We start from the raw sequence: 14,627 nt of genomic DNA on the forward strand, positions 1-14,627 counted from the left end.
GCATGACGTCGCAGCACATCTACCGTCGGCTGCTCGGGTACCTCCGGCCGTACGTCTGGCCACGCTTCGCGATCGCGACCGTCTGCATGCTGGTCTTCAGCGCGACCAACGGCGCGATGCCGTTCCTCGTGCGCAGCGTGTTCGACGACGTCTTCGCCGACAAGAACGTGGCGGTGCTGTACGCGCTGCCGTTCGTGATCCTCGCCGTGTTCTTCGTGCGCGGCGTCGTCAATTACATCAACAGCTACTTCACGGAGTGGGTCGCGCAGCGCACGATCACCGACCTGCGCGACGAGATGAACGAGCGGGTGCAGTACCTCCCGCTGTCGTTCTTCAACCGCACGCCGACCGGCACCATCGTCTCGCGCATCACGAACGACGTGGCGCAGCTCCGCAACTCGCTGGTCGACGCGAGCGTCGCGCTGCTGCGCGACAGCACGTCGCTGGTGATCACGGTCGCGGTCGCGTTCTGGCTCGACTGGGTGCTGGCGCTGATCGGCTTCGTCGTCTTCCCGGTCTCGGTGCTGCCGGTGCTGCGGCTGTCGCAGCGTCTGCGCCGCTACTCGCGGCGCGGCCAGGCGACGCTCGGCACGCTGACCGCGCTCCTGCAGGAGACCATCCAGGGCAACCGGATCGTCAAGGCGTTCGGCATGGAGGAGTACGAGCGCGCGCGCTTCTCCGCCGAGAACCGGCGGCTCTTCGGCCTCTACATGAAGGCGTCGCGCGCCAAGGCGCTGATCCAGCCGCTGATGGAGATGCTCGCCGCGTTCGGCATCGCGGGCGTCGTGCTCTACGGCGGCTACTCGGTGATCCAGGGCGGACGGACGCCGGGTGACTTCATGGCGTTTCTCACCGCGCTCATGCTGGTCTACGAGCCGTTCAAGGGCCTCGCGAAGGTGAACGCGGTGATCCAGCAAGGTCTCGGCTCGGCCGAGCGCGTGTTCGAGCTGATCGACACGCCGAGCGACGTGCGTGAGCGTCCGGGCGCGCGCGCGCTGCCGCCGTTCTCGCAGGAGATCCGCTTCGAGAACGTGAGCTTCCGCTACCCGCCGCGCAGCACCGCGACCACCACCGGCAACGCGCGCGACGACGCCGCGGCCCGCGGCGACGGCGAGGACTACGCGCTGCGCGACATCAACCTCGTCCTGCGCCGCGGCGAGGCGGTGGCGCTGGTCGGCGCGAGCGGCGGCGGCAAGTCGACGCTCGCCGACCTGATCCCGCGGTTCTACGACCCGACCGAGGGACGCATCACGATCGACGGCATCGACCTGCGCGACGTCACGCTCGCGTCGCTGCGCAACCAGATCGGCATCGTCACGCAGTTCACCTTCCTGTTCAACGACACGATCCGCGCGAACCTCGCCTACGGCAGCAGCGAGCCGACGCAGGAGGCGATCGAGGCGGCGGCGCGCGCGGCGAACGCGCACGACTTCATCTGCGCGCTGCCGAACGGCTACGACACGGTCGTGGGCGAGCTCGGCGTGACGCTCTCGGGCGGGCAGCGCCAGCGGATTGCGATCGCGCGCGCGCTGCTGAAGAACGCTCCCATCCTGATCCTCGACGAGGCGACCTCGGCGCTCGACTCGGAGTCGGAGCGCCTCGTGCAGGACGCGATCGACCGCCTGATGGTCGGCCGCACGACGCTCGTGATCGCGCACCGCCTCGCGACCATCCGGCGCGCCGACCGCATCGTGGTGCTGGGCGGCGGCCGCATCCTCGAGGAGGGCACGCACGAGGAGCTGCTGGCGCGCGGCGCCACCTACCGGCGGCTGCACGACCAGCAAGCGCTCGGCGTGGCGCCGCCCGCGACGCCGGCCGACGAGCCGGCGCTCCGCCTCGCATGAAAGAGCCGGCCGCCGCGCCGCGGCGAGCGGCGGGGTCGGCTGGCTCGCTGTCGCTGCGCGACAGGATCCTGATCCTCGTCGGCGGGACGCTGCTCTACGTCGTGCTGCGCATCCTCGGCTGGACGACGCGCAAGACCTTCACGGGACCGGGCGCCGACGAGCTGCTGCGCCGCTTCGCCGACCACGAGCCCTCGATCCTCGCGTTCTGGCACGGGCGCATGGTGATGATGCCGTTCGCGTACCGCGGCGCGGGCGCCTGCATCATGAACAGCAGCCACCGCGACGGTCAGCTGATCTCGCGCGCGATCGAGCTGCTCGGGATCGAGGTCGTGCGCGGCTCGTCGACGCGCGGCTGGGTCAGCGGCATGCGCGGCCTGCTCGCGGCGCACGCGCGCGGACGCGACCTGGTGATCGTGCCCGACGGGCCGCGCGGTCCGCGCTGCCGGGCGAAGAGCGGCGCGGTGCAGCTCGCGCGCGCGACCGGCGCGCCGATCTTTCCCGTCGCCTACGCCGCGAGCCGCTCGCGCGTGCTGTCGCGCAGCTGGGACTGGCTGTGCATCCCGCTGCCCGGCTCGCGCGTCGCCTACGTGATCGAGGAGCCGATCCGGGTGTCGCGCGACGCGTCGCCCGAGACGCTCGAGGAGGCGCGCGTCGCGCTCGAGAGTCGCCTCAACGAAGCGGTGCGTCGTGCCGACCGCGCGTGCGGCGTCGCACCCGAGCACACGCTTCAGTATATCGAGGGCGTTGCGCGTCGTGCGGAATCGTGAAAGGGCACGAAGCGAGGGAAAGCGCTATGCGGGGGATGCAATCGATCCTGGTTGCCGTGGTGGGTATCGCTTTGGTGCTGGGCGTCGGCGTTCCGGCGCATGCGGACAAGGCGAAGCGCGCTTCTGCGGTGAAGGCGTCGCCGGAGGAGCTGCAGGCCGAGTTCAAGCGCTTCTGCGACAGCTGGATGGAGAAGCTCAGGGAGCGCGAGCGTCACAACATCGCGAACATCGAGTGGAAGCCCAACGGAACCGGCGTGGTGGGCGAGTACATTGGCTACGACACGACCAACGTGCAGATTCCCGAGATCACCAACGCCGACACCACGCCGATCGGCCGGGTCATCTACCACGAGCTCAAGCTTCGACTCAGCGGCGCGTCTCAGGTGGATGCCCTTGCACAGCAGCCAGAGATCATCGAGCGGACCGAGGTCACGGAGCTCTTCCGCTACGAGCGCGGTAACTGGGTCTACTGACCCGGACGCCGCCGCGCCGCGCGCGCGCCGCGCCTCCGCGGGCTCGGGGATCGTCCTCTACAACGTCTTGTTCACGTCGCTCGCGCTGCTGCTCGCGCCGCTGGCGGGGCTCGTCTGCCTCGTGCGCCCGTCGTGGCGACGCGGGCTGCTCGGACGGCTCGGCGTCGGCTGGCCGGCGCGCGACGCGCGGCCGCTGCTGTGGGCGCACGCCGCGTCGGTCGGCGAGGTCGAGGGCATCGCACCGCTCGTCGAGTGCTGGCGGCGCGCGACGCCGGGCGGCACCGTGGTGATCTCGGCGCAGACGTCGACCGGCTGCGAGCACGCCCGCCGTCTCGTCCCCGATGCGCGCGTCGTGACCTTCCCGATCGACGTGCCCGGCATCGCGGGACGCGTCGTGCGGCGCGTGCGTCCCGACCTGTTCCTGTTCAGCGAGAACGAGCTCTGGCCGAACGTGCTCACCGCGCTCGATCGCGCCGGGATCCCGGCGGTGCAGGTCAGCGGGCGGCTCTCGCCCGGCGCTGCGCAGACGCTCGCGCGCTTTCCGCGCTTCTCGCGCGCGGTGCTCTCGCGCGTGACGCGCTTCTGCGTGCAGGCGAACGAGCACCGCGAGCGTCTGCTCGCGCTCGGCGTGCCGCCGGCGCGCGTCGTCGTGACGGGCTCGCTCAAGGCGGACGGTCGCATGCCGGAGCCGCCGGCGTTCGTCGGCGCGCTGCAGGCGCTCGGGCGCCCGGTGGTGGTCGCCGGCTCGACGCACGCGGGCGAGGAGGAGGCCGTGGTCGCGGCGCTGCGCGAGCTGCGCGTGCGTCCGGTGGCGCCGCTGTGGGTGATCGCGCCGCGCCACCCCGAGCGCTTCGCGGGCGTCGGCGCGATGCTCGCGCAGCGCGGTCTGCGCGTCGTGCAGCGCTCCCGCCTGCCCGAGGACGAGCGCGCCGCGGTCGAGCAGCTCGAGAGCGCGGACGTCCTGCTGCTCGATACGCTGGGCGAGCTCGCCGGCTGCTACCACGCGGCGACGGTGGCGTTCGTCGGCGGCACGCTGGTGCCGATCGGCGGCCACAACCTGCTCGAGCCCGCGCGCTGCGGCGTGCCGGTGATCGTCGGACCGCACGTGCACACGGTGCGCGCGCTCGCGGAGTGCCTCGCGGCGGCGGGCGCGGCGGTGATCGTCGCCGACGCGCGCGAGCTCGCCCGCGCCGTCGAGGCGTTCCTCGATCCCGAGCGGCGCGCCGCGGCGAGCGCCGCCGCGTGCTCGGTCGCGACCGAGCAGTGCGGCAGCTTGCCCGCGACCTGGGCAGCGATCGAGCCCTTGCTCCGCGAGCGCCGCGGCGACGCCGTCGCGGACGACGCGCGCGCCGAGGCGGGGGCGCGATGAGCGTGGGCCTCGTCGCGCAGCAGGACATCGTCCGCACGTGGCAGCAGGGCGGACCGTCGCGCTACGCGCTCGGACCGCTCGCGTGGGGCTACCGTCTCGGCGTCGGGCTGCGCCGGCTCGCGTTTCGCGCCGGGCTGCTGCGCCAGCACCGGGTCTCCGTGCCGGTGCTGAGCCTCGGCAACTTGACGGTCGGCGGCACCGGCAAGACGCCCGCCGCGCTGTGGCTCGCCGAGTGGCTGCGTGAGCAGGGCGAGCGGCCGGCGATCGTGACCCGCGGCTACGGCGGACACCTGCGCGGCCGCGTCGTGACCGTCGGGCGCGACGGCAAGGCGCTCTACGACGCGCGCGAGATCGGCGACGAGGGCGTGCTGCTCGCCGAGCGCTTCGCGGGGCCCGTCGTGTGCGGCGCCGACCGCGTCGCGGCGGCCAAGATGGCGATCGACCAGCACGGCGCGACGGTGCTGATCCTCGACGACGGCTTCCAGCACTGGCGCCTCGCGCGCGACCTCGACGTGCTGCTGGTCGACGGCCGCATGGGCTTCGGCAACGGCGCGCTCTTGCCCGCGGGGCCGCTGCGCGAGCCGCTCTCGGCGCTGCGTCGCGCAGACGCCATCGTGATCACCAAGGCGAAGGCCGGCTCGCGGGTCGCCGAGACCCTCGTGCGCTTCGCGCCCGGTGTGCCGACGTTCTCCGCCGAGCTCAAGCCGCGCTCGCTGATGGTGAGCGAGGACGGCGAGCTGCTCGCCCGTCCGCTCGGCGATCTGGTCGGGCGCAAGGTGGTGACGGTGTCGGCGATCGCGCAGCCGCAGTCGTTCTACGAGCTGCTCGGCCAGCTCGAGGTGCGTCCGGTCGAGGTGCTCGAGTTCCCCGACCACCACCAGTACACGCAGGCCGACTGGCAGCGCATCACGCAGGCCGCGCACCGCGCGGAGCTCGTGGTCTGCACCGAGAAGGACATCGTCAAGCTGCGGCGCTTCCCGTTCGCCCGCGGCGGGCTCGCCGCCCTGCGGGTGGATTTTGCGCTACGCGAGCGCGACGAGGAGCGCTTCACCGAGCTGCTCAAGGGCCGTCTCGAGCAATCTTTGCGGCTGCGCACCGCGGGCGAGGATGCTAGGAGCGTCGGCCAGTGAACGGCTCCGTTCGCGGGCGGCCCCGGGTCACCGACGGCCGAGCCGATACGGCCATCCTCCGGGAGGAAGCTTGCACGTACTGGTGACCGGCGTCGCGGGATTCATCGGCTCGAACGTTGCGGAAGCGTTGATCGCGCGCGGCGACAGGGTGCGCGGCGTCGACTGCTTTCTCGATTACTACCCGCGCGCGGTGAAGGAGCGGAACATCGCCGCGCTCCGGCGCTCGCCGCTCTTCGAGTTCCACGAGGCGGACCTGGTGACCGCGGACGTCGACGCGCTCACCGAGGGCGTCGACGCGGTGCTGCACCTCGCCGCCCAGGCCGGCGTGCGGGCGAGCTGGGGCAAGGATTTTCGCATCTACTGCGAGGCCAACGTGCTCGCGACGCAGCGGCTGCTCGAGGCCAGCGCGCCGCGCAAGCTGCGCTTCGTGTACTCGTCGTCGTCGTCGATCTACGGCGACGCGCCGGACTTCCCGACCGCCGAGACCACGCTGCCGCGCCCGGTGTCGCCCTATGGCGTCAGCAAGCTCGCCGGCGAGCACCTGTGCCGGCTCTACACGCAGGCTTCGGGGCTGCCGACGATCTCGCTGCGCTACTTCACGGTGTACGGGCCGCGTCAGCGTCCGGACATGGCGTTCCACCGCTTCCTGCGCGCGCACCTCGCGGGCGAGGAGCTGGTGGTCTACGACGACGGCAAGCAGACGCGTGACTTCACGTTCGTCGGCGACGCCGTGCAGGCGAACCTGCTGGCGCTCGAACGGGGCACGCCCGGCGCCGCGTACAACGTCGGCGGCGGCTCGCGGGTCAGCGTCAATCAAGTGCTGGAGATGATCGCCGAGCTCACCGGACGCGAGCCGCGCGTGCGTCGCGCGGAGCGGCAGAAGGGCGACGTGCGCGACACGCACGCGCTCACCGACGCCGCGCGCAAGGAGCTCGGCTGGGAGCCGCGGACGTCGCTGCGCGACGGGCTCGCGGCGGAGCTCGAGTGGCTGAAGAGCGAGGTCGCGGCGGGCTAGGAGGATTTCATGGCGATCAGTCAGGAGCTGCTCGACATCCTGGTCTGTCCCCAGTGCAAGGGCGACATCCAGCTCACGCCGGAGGGCGACGCGCTGACCTGCGCGGCCTGCCGGCTGCGCTACCGCATCGAGGACGACATCCCCGTGATGCTCGTCGACGAGGCGACCTCCTGGTAGGCGGGCCACGAACGCGCTGAACCGCCCACGCCGCCTGCTGCTCGCGCAAACGAGCTTTCTCGGTGACGTCGTGCTCACGACGCCGCTGTGGCGCGCGCTGCGCGACGCGTTCCCCGAGGCGGAAATCTGGTGGTTGACGCGGCCCGACGCCGCACCGCTGATCGCGCCGCTCGTCGGACCGGACCGCGTCCTGACCTTCGACAAGCGCGGCAAGGAGAGCGGGCTCGCCGGCATGCAGGCGATCGCCGCCAAGCTGCGCGCGCTGCGCTTCGACGTCGCGATCGCGGTGCAGCGCTCGCTGCGCACCGCGGTGACGCTCGCGCTGGCCGGCATCCCCGAGCGCGTCGGCTTTGCGGGAGCGCCGGGCTCGCCGCTCTACCAGCACCGGGTCCCGCAGCGCGGCGCGCACGCGCGCGACCGGCTGCTCGCGCTCGCGACGCCGTTCGGGATTCGTCCGGTGCCGCCGCCGCTACCGGTGCTGGAGATCGATCCGGAGGCGGCGAGCGCGGTCGCGGCGCGGCTCGCGAGCGCCGGCGTCGGCGACGACGAGCGGCTGCTGGTGATCGCGCCGGGCTCCGCGTGGGAGACCAAGCGCTGGCCGGCGGAGCGCTTCGCCGAGGCGGCGTGCGCGCTCGTCGGGCAGGAGGTCGATCGCGTGGTCGTCGTCGGCACCGCGGGCGACGCCGCGCACGCGGCGACCATCGCCGCGGCGCTCGCGCGCCGCACGCACGGCGGTTCGACGACGCTCGATCTGTGCGGGCGGACCTCGACCGCGGAGCTGGTCGCGGTGCTCGCGCGCGCGACGCTCGTGCTCGCCAACGACAGCGCGCCCGCGCACGTCGCGGCCGCGCTGCGCCGCCCGGTGGTGGTCGCGTTCGGGCCGACCGTGCCCGCGCAGGGCTTCGCGCCGCTCGGGCCGTGCGTGCGCATCGTCGAGCGCGAGCTCGCCTGCCGGCCGTGCTCGCGTCACGGCGAGCGCTTCTGCCCGATCGGCACGCACGAGTGCATGGAGGATCTGCCGGCGACGGCGGCGGTCGCGGCGGCGCGCGCGCTGCTCGCCGCGGCGTCGCCGGCTGCGCTGACGACGCCGCCCGAGCGGCGTGAGGGAGCGCTGTCGTGACGCGCGCGCCCGAGCTGGTGGTGGTCCGCTTCGACGGCGCCGCGGAGCCGCTGTCCGCAGATCTGCCGTTCGCCGTGCGCCGCGTGATCGACGCGCGCGAGCACGCGACGCCGGAATCGCTGCTTGAAGCGGCCGAGGCGGATCAGGCCGCGGTGCTGTGGCTGCCGCCGTGGGCGTCGCTCGACGGGCGCGCGGCGGCGGCCGCCGCGGAGTGGCTCGCGCGTCCGGCGTCGCAGCCGCGCGCCGCCCGCGTCCGCCTCGAGCTCGCGTACGCGGGCACGGTCGCCGACGCCGGACGCCGCCTCGTGCTGTCGGATCCGGGGGCGGTGACGCTGGAGGGCGAGCGGGTGGTGGCGCGCCCCGGCGCGCGCATCGACGATCTGCCGGAGCCGTGGACGGTGGTCGTGCCGGAGACCCTGCGCGAACACCTGGCGCAGGTCGACGCGCAGTCGTCGCTCGCGGCGCGCCTGCGTCACGCGGCGCGCGAGCCGGCGCGCTGGCGCTCGCTCGTTTGGATCCCCGCGACCTTCGCGCTGCGCGCGCTCGTCGCGACCCGCGGGTCGCGACGGCTCGTCCTGCCGCACGTCGTCATCGAGGCCTACCGCGAGGTGCTGGTCGCCGCGAAGCTCTGGGAGCTCGCGCACGTCGCCGGTCGGGCGTGAGGCTGCCGCCGGAGTTCGTCGTGCCGCGCCCGGGCGTCGCCGTCCGCGCCGGACACGAGGCGCACGTCGCGGGCTGGCTCGCCGCCGCCTTCGACGGTCGTCACGACCTCGGCGACGCCGCCGAGCAGGGCATCGTCGGCGGGCGCGGCGCGGTGCGGCGGCTGCCGCTCGACGCGGCGGGCGACGTCTACGTCCGCCGCTACGTGCACGGCGGGCTGCTGCGGCGCCTGCTGCGCGACGTCTACTGGGAGCGGCCGCCGCGTCCGTGGCGCGAGCTCGTCGCGACCGAGGCCGCGCGCCGCGCCGGCGTCGCGGCGCCGGAGGTGCTCGCCGCGGCGGCGCTGCCGCTCGCGGGCGGCGGGAGGGCAGGGCTCCTCTACCGCGGCGTGCTCGTCACGCGCGCGCTCACCGGGCGGCGCTCGCTCGGCGAGGCGCTGCGCGCGGCGCGCGACGACGGCGAGCGGCGCGCCTGGATCGCCTGTGCGGTGCGTGCGGTGCGCACGCTACACCAAGCGGGGATCGTGCACCGCGACCTCAACGTCAGCAACGTGCTCGTCGGCGCGAGCCCGGAGGAGCCCGCCGCGCTGATCGACTTCGACCGCGCCGCCGTGCGCGCAAGGCCCGCGGGGGCGCTCGACGTCGCGCTCGCGCGCCGCCGCCTCGCGCGCTCGATCGCGAAGCTCGGGATCGCGGGACTCGACCGGCGCGGCGCGGCGGCCGTGCTGCGCGCCGCCGGGCTCGGAGGCGCGCCGTGAGCCGCGCGCTGCCGTCGCGCTCGCAATCGCCCTCGTTTCACGCGGTGGGCTGGTCCGCGGCCGACGTGGCCGCGCGCGGCCTGCGCGACGACGCACCGGCGCGGCGCGTGCTCAAGGACGGCAAGCGCGGCACGATCGTCTGGCTCGACGACGCGGGACCGAGCGGCGAGGCGGTGGTCGTCAAGTACTTCGCGCCGCGCTCGCCGCTGCGCCGCGCGCTCGCGCTCTGGCAGGGCTCGCCGGCGCGGGTGCAGCAGCGCAGCGCCGAGGCGCTGCTCGCGGCCGGCGTCGCCGTGCCCGAGCCGCTCGGCGTGGTCGACGCGATCGGCGACCCGGCGGCGCCGACGAGCGCGCTCGTGCTGCGCGCGGTGGTCGACGGGCGCACCGTCAAGCAAGCGTACCTCGAGCTCGGCAAGCGCGAGCGGCGCGCGCTCGCGCGCGAGCTCGGACGCTTCGTCGCGCGTCTGCACGCGCGCGGCGTCTACGTGCCCGACCTCAAGGAGTCGAACCTGCTCGTGCGGCGCGACGAGCACGGCTTCGCGTTCGTGCTCGTCGACCTCGACCGCGTCCGCTTCCCGCGCGGCGGGCTGTCGGCGCGGCGCCGGCTCGCGAACCTCGTGCAGCTCGATCGCTCGATCGGCCGCTACGCCGACGACCGCGACCGCCTCGCGTTCCTCGCGACCTACCGACTCGGCCTGCCCAGCAAGGAGCGTCTCTCGCGCATGGCGGCGACGGTCGACGTCGCGCGCCGGCGCAAGGACCGCAGCGTCGCGCGCCGTCGGCGACGCGCCGGCATCAAGCCCGAGGACCGGCTGCCGATCTCCTGCATCATCATCTGCGGCAACGAGGCGCACCGGATCCGCGACTGCCTCGACAGCGTCTCGTGGTGCGACGAGATCGTGGTCGTCGACTCGTACTCGACCGACGGCACCTGGGACATCGTTCAGGAGTACACGAGCAACGTCGCGCGCCGCGCGTGGACCGGGCACGTCGATCAGAAGCAGTACGCGCTCGACCGCGCGAAGCACCGCTGGGTGCTGAACGTCGACGCGGACGAGTGCGTCTCGCCCGGCCTGCGCGAGGAGATCGAGGAGGTGCTGTCGCACGACGGCCGCGGCTACGACGGCTTCCTGATCCCGCGGGTCGTGTTCTACCTCGGCCGCTGGTGGTGGCGCGGCGGGTGGTATCCCGATCGCCGGCTGCGTCTTTTCCGTCGCGAGAACGCGATCTGGGGCGGCGAGGACCCGCACGAGAAGGTCCTCCTGCGCGGCCGCGTCGGACGCCTGCGCGAGCCGCTCTGGCACTACACGTACGACGACGTCAGCGACCACGTCTCGACGATCAACCGCTTCACGACGACCGCCGCCGAGCGCGGCGAGGTCGCGCGTCCGGCGAGCTGGAACGGCCTCGTGCTGCGTCCGCTCGGACGCTTCCTGCGCTTCTACTTCCTGAGCCGCGGCTTCACGCTCGGCATGCCGGGTCTGTTCGTCGCGATCTCGGCAGCCGTCTACGTGCATCTCAAGTACGCGAAGCGCGACGAGCGCGCGCGCCGTGAAGCGCAAGGCGCGAACCGCGAGGGGAGGGCGTGAGCGCGCTGCGCGTCCTGCACGTCGACCCGGAGCGCGGCTTCAGCGGCGGCGAGACGCAGGTGCTCGGGCTCGCGCGCCACCTCGCCGAGCGCGGGCATGCGGTGTCGGTCGCGGCGCACCCCGACGGCGAGCTCACGCGCCGGCTGCGCGAGCTCGGGATCGCGACGCTGCCGCTCGAGAGCCGCTTCGGCCACGATCCGCGCGCCGGGATGGCGCTGCGCCGCGCGGTCGCGGCGCTGGCGCCGGACGTCGTCCACTTCCACACCTCGCGCGCGCTCTCGCTCGCGCCCTACCTGCCGCGTCGCGCGGTGCAGGTCGTGACCCGACGCATGGACTACGCGCCGCGCGGGCTCGGTCCGTACGTGCGCTGGCTCTACGGGCGCATGGACGCGGTGATCGCGATCTCGGCGGCGGCGCGCGCGGCGCTCGCGGCGCGCGGCATTCCCGCGAGCAGGATCGAGATCGTGCCGAGCGGCATCGACGTCGCGCGCTTCCACGGTCTCGAGGCGGGCGCGGCGCGCCGCGAGCTCGGGATCGACGCCGGCGTGCCGGTGCTCGCGATCGTCGCCTCGCTGCACGAGCGCAAGGGGCACGCGGTGCTGCTCGAGGCGCTCGTGACGCTCGCGCGCGAGCTCGCGACGCCGCCGCTCGTGCTCGCCGCCGGCACCGGTCCCGAGGGCGACGCGCTGCAGGACCTCGCGGTGCGCCTCGGCGTCGCCGAGCGCGTCCGCTGGCTCGGTCGCGTCGCGGACGTCCGCCCGGTGCTCGCGGCGGCGGACGTCGTGGTGATGCCGTCGCTCGCGGAAGGGCTCGGCGTCGCCGCCATCGAGGCGATGGCGGCCGCGCGTCCGGTGGTGGCGAGCGCGGTCGGCGGGCTGCCGGAGCTGATCCGCGACGGCGAGCAGGGGCTGCTCGTGCCGCCGCGCGATCCGGTGGCGCTGGCGGCGGCGCTCGCGCGCTGCCTGCGCGACCCCGAGCTGCGCGCGCGGCTCGGTGCGGCGGGGCAGGCGCGCGCCGACGCGTTCTCGGTCGCGGCCATGGCGCGTGGCACCGAGGCGGTGTACGAACGCGCGCGGGCGGCGCGCTCCGCAGGGCTGCGTCGTCGGAGCGAGCCGTGAGCATCCGCAGCTTGAGAAGCGTACCCACCACTTCCATCGGAGCGTCGACCGCCGGCGCGACCGGCGCGCCGTCGTCCGTGCGTCGTCTGCTGCAGCTCGTGCACGCGTTTCGTTCGGCGCGCGTGCTCGTGGTCGGCGACCTGATGCTCGACCACTTCATCTGGGGCGACGTCCGCCGCATCTCGCCCGAGGCGCCGGTGCCGGTCGTGCAGGTGACGCGCGAGAGCATGCACCCCGGCGGCGCGGGCAACGTGGTCGCGAATCTGGCGGCGCTGGGCGCGCGTCCGCGAGTCGTCGGCTGGGTCGGCAAGGACGCGGCGGGCGCGACGATCCGGCGTCTGCTGTCCGAGCTCGGCGCCGACGCCGACGGCGTCCTGGTCACGTCGGGCGCGTCCTCGATCGAGAAGACGCGCATCATCGCGCACCACCAGCAGGTCGTGCGCCTCGACCGCGAGCCGTGGCGGCCGAACGAGCGCGTCGGGCGCGAGATCGTCCGCCGCGTGGAGCGCGAGCTGCCGCGCGTGCAGGCGGTGATCGTCTCCGACTACGGCAAGGGAACGATCCAGCCCGGCTTGCTCGACATGCTCGCGCGGCGCCGCGAGCGCGACGGCTTCCTCTACCTGATCGACCCCAAGCAGCCGAACTTCGCGCACTACCGCAACGCGACGCTCGTCAAGCCAAACGAGAGCGAGACCGCGGCCGCGGCCGGCGTCGAGATCGACGGCCCCGAGGCGCTCGAGCGCGCGGCGAGCGTTCTCCTCGAGCGCTGGCAGAGCGACGCGGTGCTGATCTCGCGCGGCGAGCACGGCATGTCGCTCTGCCGCAGCGACGCGCCGCCGCGTCACTTCCCGGCGGCGGCGCGCGAGGTGTTCGACGTCACCGGCGCGGGCGACACCGTGCTCGCGATCGCGGCGCTCGCGCTCGCGAGCGGCGGCACGCTCGAGGAGGCGGCCTGGCTCGCGAACGTCGGCGCCGGCGTCGTGGTCGGCAAGGTCGGTACGGCGACGCTCGCGCCCGCCGAGCTCGCCGACGCCACCAGCGAGGCCGCGGCCGAGCGCGCGCCGCGCCGCACGACGAGGACGCGACCGTGAAGAGCATGACCGGCTACGGCACGGCCGCGGTCGAGGTCGGCGGCGGCCGTCTGGTGGCGGAGATCCGCAGCGTCAACTCGCGCTTCCTCGAGCTGCGCATCAGCGTGCCGCGCGAGCACCAGGCGAGCGAGGCGGAGCTGCGCGAGGTCGTGCAGAGGAAGATCGAGCGCGGCCGCGTCGACCTCGTCGTGCGACGCGAGGGCGCCGCGCGTCCGGTGCATCGCATCGAGCCCGACCTCGAGCTCGCCCGCGCCACCGTGGCCGCCTGGCGGCGCATCAAGACGGAGCTCAAGCTCCCCGGCGAGATCGACCTCGCGCTGCTGCGCGCGAGCGCCGGCGACCTGCTGCGTCCGGTGCAGAGCCAGCCCGACGCCGCGATGGAGCTGCCGGCGCTGCGGCGCGTGGTCGAGCAGGCTCTGCGTCAGCACACGCGCGAGCGCGAGCGCGAGGGCGCGAACCTGCTGCGCGACATGCGGCTGCGCTGGAAGAACCTGACCGCTCTGCACCGCGAGTGCGCACGCCTCGCGCGCGAGATGAAGCCGATCCTCACCGAGCGCCTGACGAGCCGGGTCAAGGCGCTGCTCGGCGAGCAGGGGCTCGACGACGCGCGCGTCCTGCAGGAGGTCGCGCTGGCGGTCGACCGCAGCGAGGTGTCCGAGGAGCTGACGCGTCTCGGCAGCCACCTCGACGCGCTCGCCGCGCTGCTGCGCGAGAAGAACGCGGTCGGCAAGCGGGTCGAGTTCTTGATCCAGGAGATGGTGCGCGAGGTGAACACGATCGGCTCGAAGGCGAACCACCTGCCGATGACGCAGGCGGTGCTCGCCGCGAAGAGCGAGCTCGAGAAGCTGCGCGAGCAGGCGGCGAACGTCGAATGAGCGCCGGCGTGCCGAGTGGTGCGGCGCCGAGGCGCGGCATCCTGTTCGTGGTCTCGGCGCCCTCGGGCGGCGGCAAGACGACGCTCGTCAACGCCGCGCTCGCGGCCGATCCCGGGCTGGCGCTCTCGGTCTCCTACACGACGCGCACGCCGCGCGCGGGCGAGCAGCACGGGCGCGACTACTACTTCGTCGACGCTGCGGAGTTCGCGCGGCTGCGCGACGCCGGCGAGTTCGTCGAGTGGGCGGAGGTCTTCGACCACGCCTACGCGACGCCGCGCGCGCCGCTCGACGCCGCGATCGGCTCGGGCTGCGACATGCTGCTCGACGTCGACATCCAGGGCGCGCGCTCGATCAAGCGCGCCTATCCGGCCGACGCGGTCGGGATCTTCGTCGTGCCGCCGTCGTTCGCGGTGCTCGAGCAGCGGCTGCGCGCGCGCGGCACCGACAGCGATGCGCAAATCAAGCGCCGGCTCGCCCGCGTCCGCGAGGAGATCAGCGCGGCGCGCGAGCCCGGCGTCTACGACTACCTGCTGGTGAACGACGACCGCGCCCGCGCGGAGCGCGATCTGCTCGCGATCATCGCGGCCGAGCGCTGCCGGATCGGACGACGCTCCGTGCTGCCGCTCGCCTGAGCGGACGCGT

General features: G+C 74.0%; 15 protein-coding genes. All 15 read left to right on the plus strand.

The features are described from left to right. The first annotated feature begins 2 nt into the window (after positions 1-2). The 15 genes from msbA (at position 3) to gmk (ending at position 14,617) form a co-directional block, all read left to right on the plus strand. Positions 3-1,844 (plus strand): lipid A export permease/ATP-binding protein MsbA, encoded by a 1,842-nt coding sequence (gene msbA / locus VIS07_20255; protein HEY8517850.1) that lies wholly within the window; start codon positions 3-5, stop codon positions 1,842-1,844. Further along, a complete protein-coding gene (locus VIS07_20260; protein HEY8517851.1) occupies positions 1,841-2,611 on the plus strand; it encodes a lysophospholipid acyltransferase family protein in 771 nt (256 codons plus the stop codon). Before msbA ends, VIS07_20260 begins: the two co-directional genes overlap by 4 nt. A gap of 35 nt (positions 2,612-2,646) precedes the next feature. Further along, the gene (locus VIS07_20265) at positions 2,647-3,084 is read left to right on the plus strand and encodes a hypothetical protein (protein ID HEY8517852.1); all 438 of its coding nucleotides are present in this window, start codon (positions 2,647-2,649) and stop codon (positions 3,082-3,084) included. A 67-nt stretch (positions 3,085-3,151) separates the two neighbouring features. Further along, positions 3,152-4,453, plus strand: coding sequence for a glycosyltransferase N-terminal domain-containing protein (locus tag VIS07_20270; GenBank protein HEY8517853.1), 1,302 nt, complete (start codon positions 3,152-3,154; stop codon positions 4,451-4,453). Beyond that, positions 4,450-5,583 (plus strand): tetraacyldisaccharide 4'-kinase, encoded by a 1,134-nt coding sequence (gene lpxK / locus VIS07_20275; GenBank protein HEY8517854.1) that lies wholly within the window; start codon positions 4,450-4,452, stop codon positions 5,581-5,583. The genes VIS07_20270 and lpxK overlap by 4 nt, the downstream gene beginning before the upstream one ends. Positions 5,584-5,653: 70 nt before the next feature. Beyond that, the gene (locus tag VIS07_20280) at positions 5,654-6,598 is read left to right on the plus strand and encodes an NAD-dependent epimerase/dehydratase family protein (GenBank protein HEY8517855.1); all 945 of its coding nucleotides are present in this window, start codon (positions 5,654-5,656) and stop codon (positions 6,596-6,598) included. A 9-nt stretch (positions 6,599-6,607) separates the two neighbouring features. Further along, the gene (locus tag VIS07_20285; GenBank protein HEY8517856.1) at positions 6,608-6,775 is read left to right on the plus strand and encodes a Trm112 family protein; all 168 of its coding nucleotides are present in this window, start codon (positions 6,608-6,610) and stop codon (positions 6,773-6,775) included. A 37-nt stretch (positions 6,776-6,812) separates the two neighbouring features. Continuing rightward, positions 6,813-7,895 carry a lipopolysaccharide heptosyltransferase II gene (gene waaF / locus VIS07_20290; protein ID HEY8517857.1) on the plus strand — a complete coding sequence of 361 codons (1,083 nt, stop codon included), beginning with the start codon at positions 6,813-6,815 and terminating at the stop codon, positions 7,893-7,895. Further along, complete coding sequence (locus VIS07_20295) at positions 7,892-8,557, plus strand: hypothetical protein (GenBank protein ID HEY8517858.1); 666 nt, start codon at positions 7,892-7,894, stop codon at positions 8,555-8,557. Before waaF ends, VIS07_20295 begins: the two co-directional genes overlap by 4 nt. After that, positions 8,554-9,312: a lipopolysaccharide kinase InaA family protein gene (locus tag VIS07_20300; GenBank protein HEY8517859.1), complete on the plus strand. Its 759-nt coding sequence runs from the start codon at positions 8,554-8,556 to the stop codon at positions 9,310-9,312. Before VIS07_20295 ends, VIS07_20300 begins: the two co-directional genes overlap by 4 nt. Then, positions 9,309-10,901, plus strand: a complete 1,593-nt coding sequence (locus VIS07_20305; GenBank protein ID HEY8517860.1) for a glycosyltransferase — start codon at positions 9,309-9,311, stop codon at positions 10,899-10,901. The genes VIS07_20300 and VIS07_20305 overlap by 4 nt, the downstream gene beginning before the upstream one ends. Then, positions 10,898-12,019, plus strand: a complete 1,122-nt coding sequence (locus VIS07_20310) for a glycosyltransferase family 4 protein (protein ID HEY8517861.1) — start codon at positions 10,898-10,900, stop codon at positions 12,017-12,019. The genes VIS07_20305 and VIS07_20310 overlap by 4 nt, the downstream gene beginning before the upstream one ends. Positions 12,020-12,030: 11 nt before the next feature. Further along, the gene (gene rfaE1, locus VIS07_20315; GenBank protein ID HEY8517862.1) at positions 12,031-13,110 is read left to right on the plus strand and encodes a D-glycero-beta-D-manno-heptose-7-phosphate kinase; all 1,080 of its coding nucleotides are present in this window, start codon (positions 12,031-12,033) and stop codon (positions 13,108-13,110) included. 5 nt (positions 13,111-13,115) lie between these two features. Next, positions 13,116-13,985, plus strand: a complete 870-nt coding sequence (locus tag VIS07_20320) for a YicC/YloC family endoribonuclease (protein HEY8517863.1) — start codon at positions 13,116-13,118, stop codon at positions 13,983-13,985. Continuing rightward, positions 13,982-14,617 (plus strand): guanylate kinase, encoded by a 636-nt coding sequence (gene gmk / locus VIS07_20325; GenBank protein ID HEY8517864.1) that lies wholly within the window; start codon positions 13,982-13,984, stop codon positions 14,615-14,617. Before VIS07_20320 ends, gmk begins: the two co-directional genes overlap by 4 nt. The last annotated feature ends 10 nt before the right edge of the window (positions 14,618-14,627 follow it).

It is taken from the genome of Candidatus Binatia bacterium (genome assembly GCA_036563615.1).
GTDB lineage: Bacteria > Desulfobacterota > Binatia > UBA12015 > UBA12015 > DATCMB01.

Excerpts from the sequence above, each read along its gene's own strand:
- msbA (HEY8517850.1), top strand. The coding sequence starts at position 3 with ATGACGTCGCAGCACATCTACCGTCGGCTGCTCGGGTACCTCCGGCCG.
- VIS07_20260 (HEY8517851.1), top strand. The coding sequence starts at position 1,841 with ATGAAAGAGCCGGCCGCCGCGCCGCGGCGAGCGGCGGGGTCGGCTGGC.
- VIS07_20265 (HEY8517852.1), top strand. The coding sequence starts at position 2,647 with ATGCAATCGATCCTGGTTGCCGTGGTGGGTATCGCTTTGGTGCTGGGC.
- lpxK (HEY8517854.1), top strand. The coding sequence starts at position 4,450 with ATGAGCGTGGGCCTCGTCGCGCAGCAGGACATCGTCCGCACGTGGCAG.
- VIS07_20285 (HEY8517856.1), top strand. The coding sequence starts at position 6,608 with ATGGCGATCAGTCAGGAGCTGCTCGACATCCTGGTCTGTCCCCAGTGC.
- VIS07_20320 (HEY8517863.1), top strand. The coding sequence starts at position 13,116 with ATGACCGGCTACGGCACGGCCGCGGTCGAGGTCGGCGGCGGCCGTCTG.
- gmk (HEY8517864.1), top strand. The coding sequence starts at position 13,982 with ATGAGCGCCGGCGTGCCGAGTGGTGCGGCGCCGAGGCGCGGCATCCTG.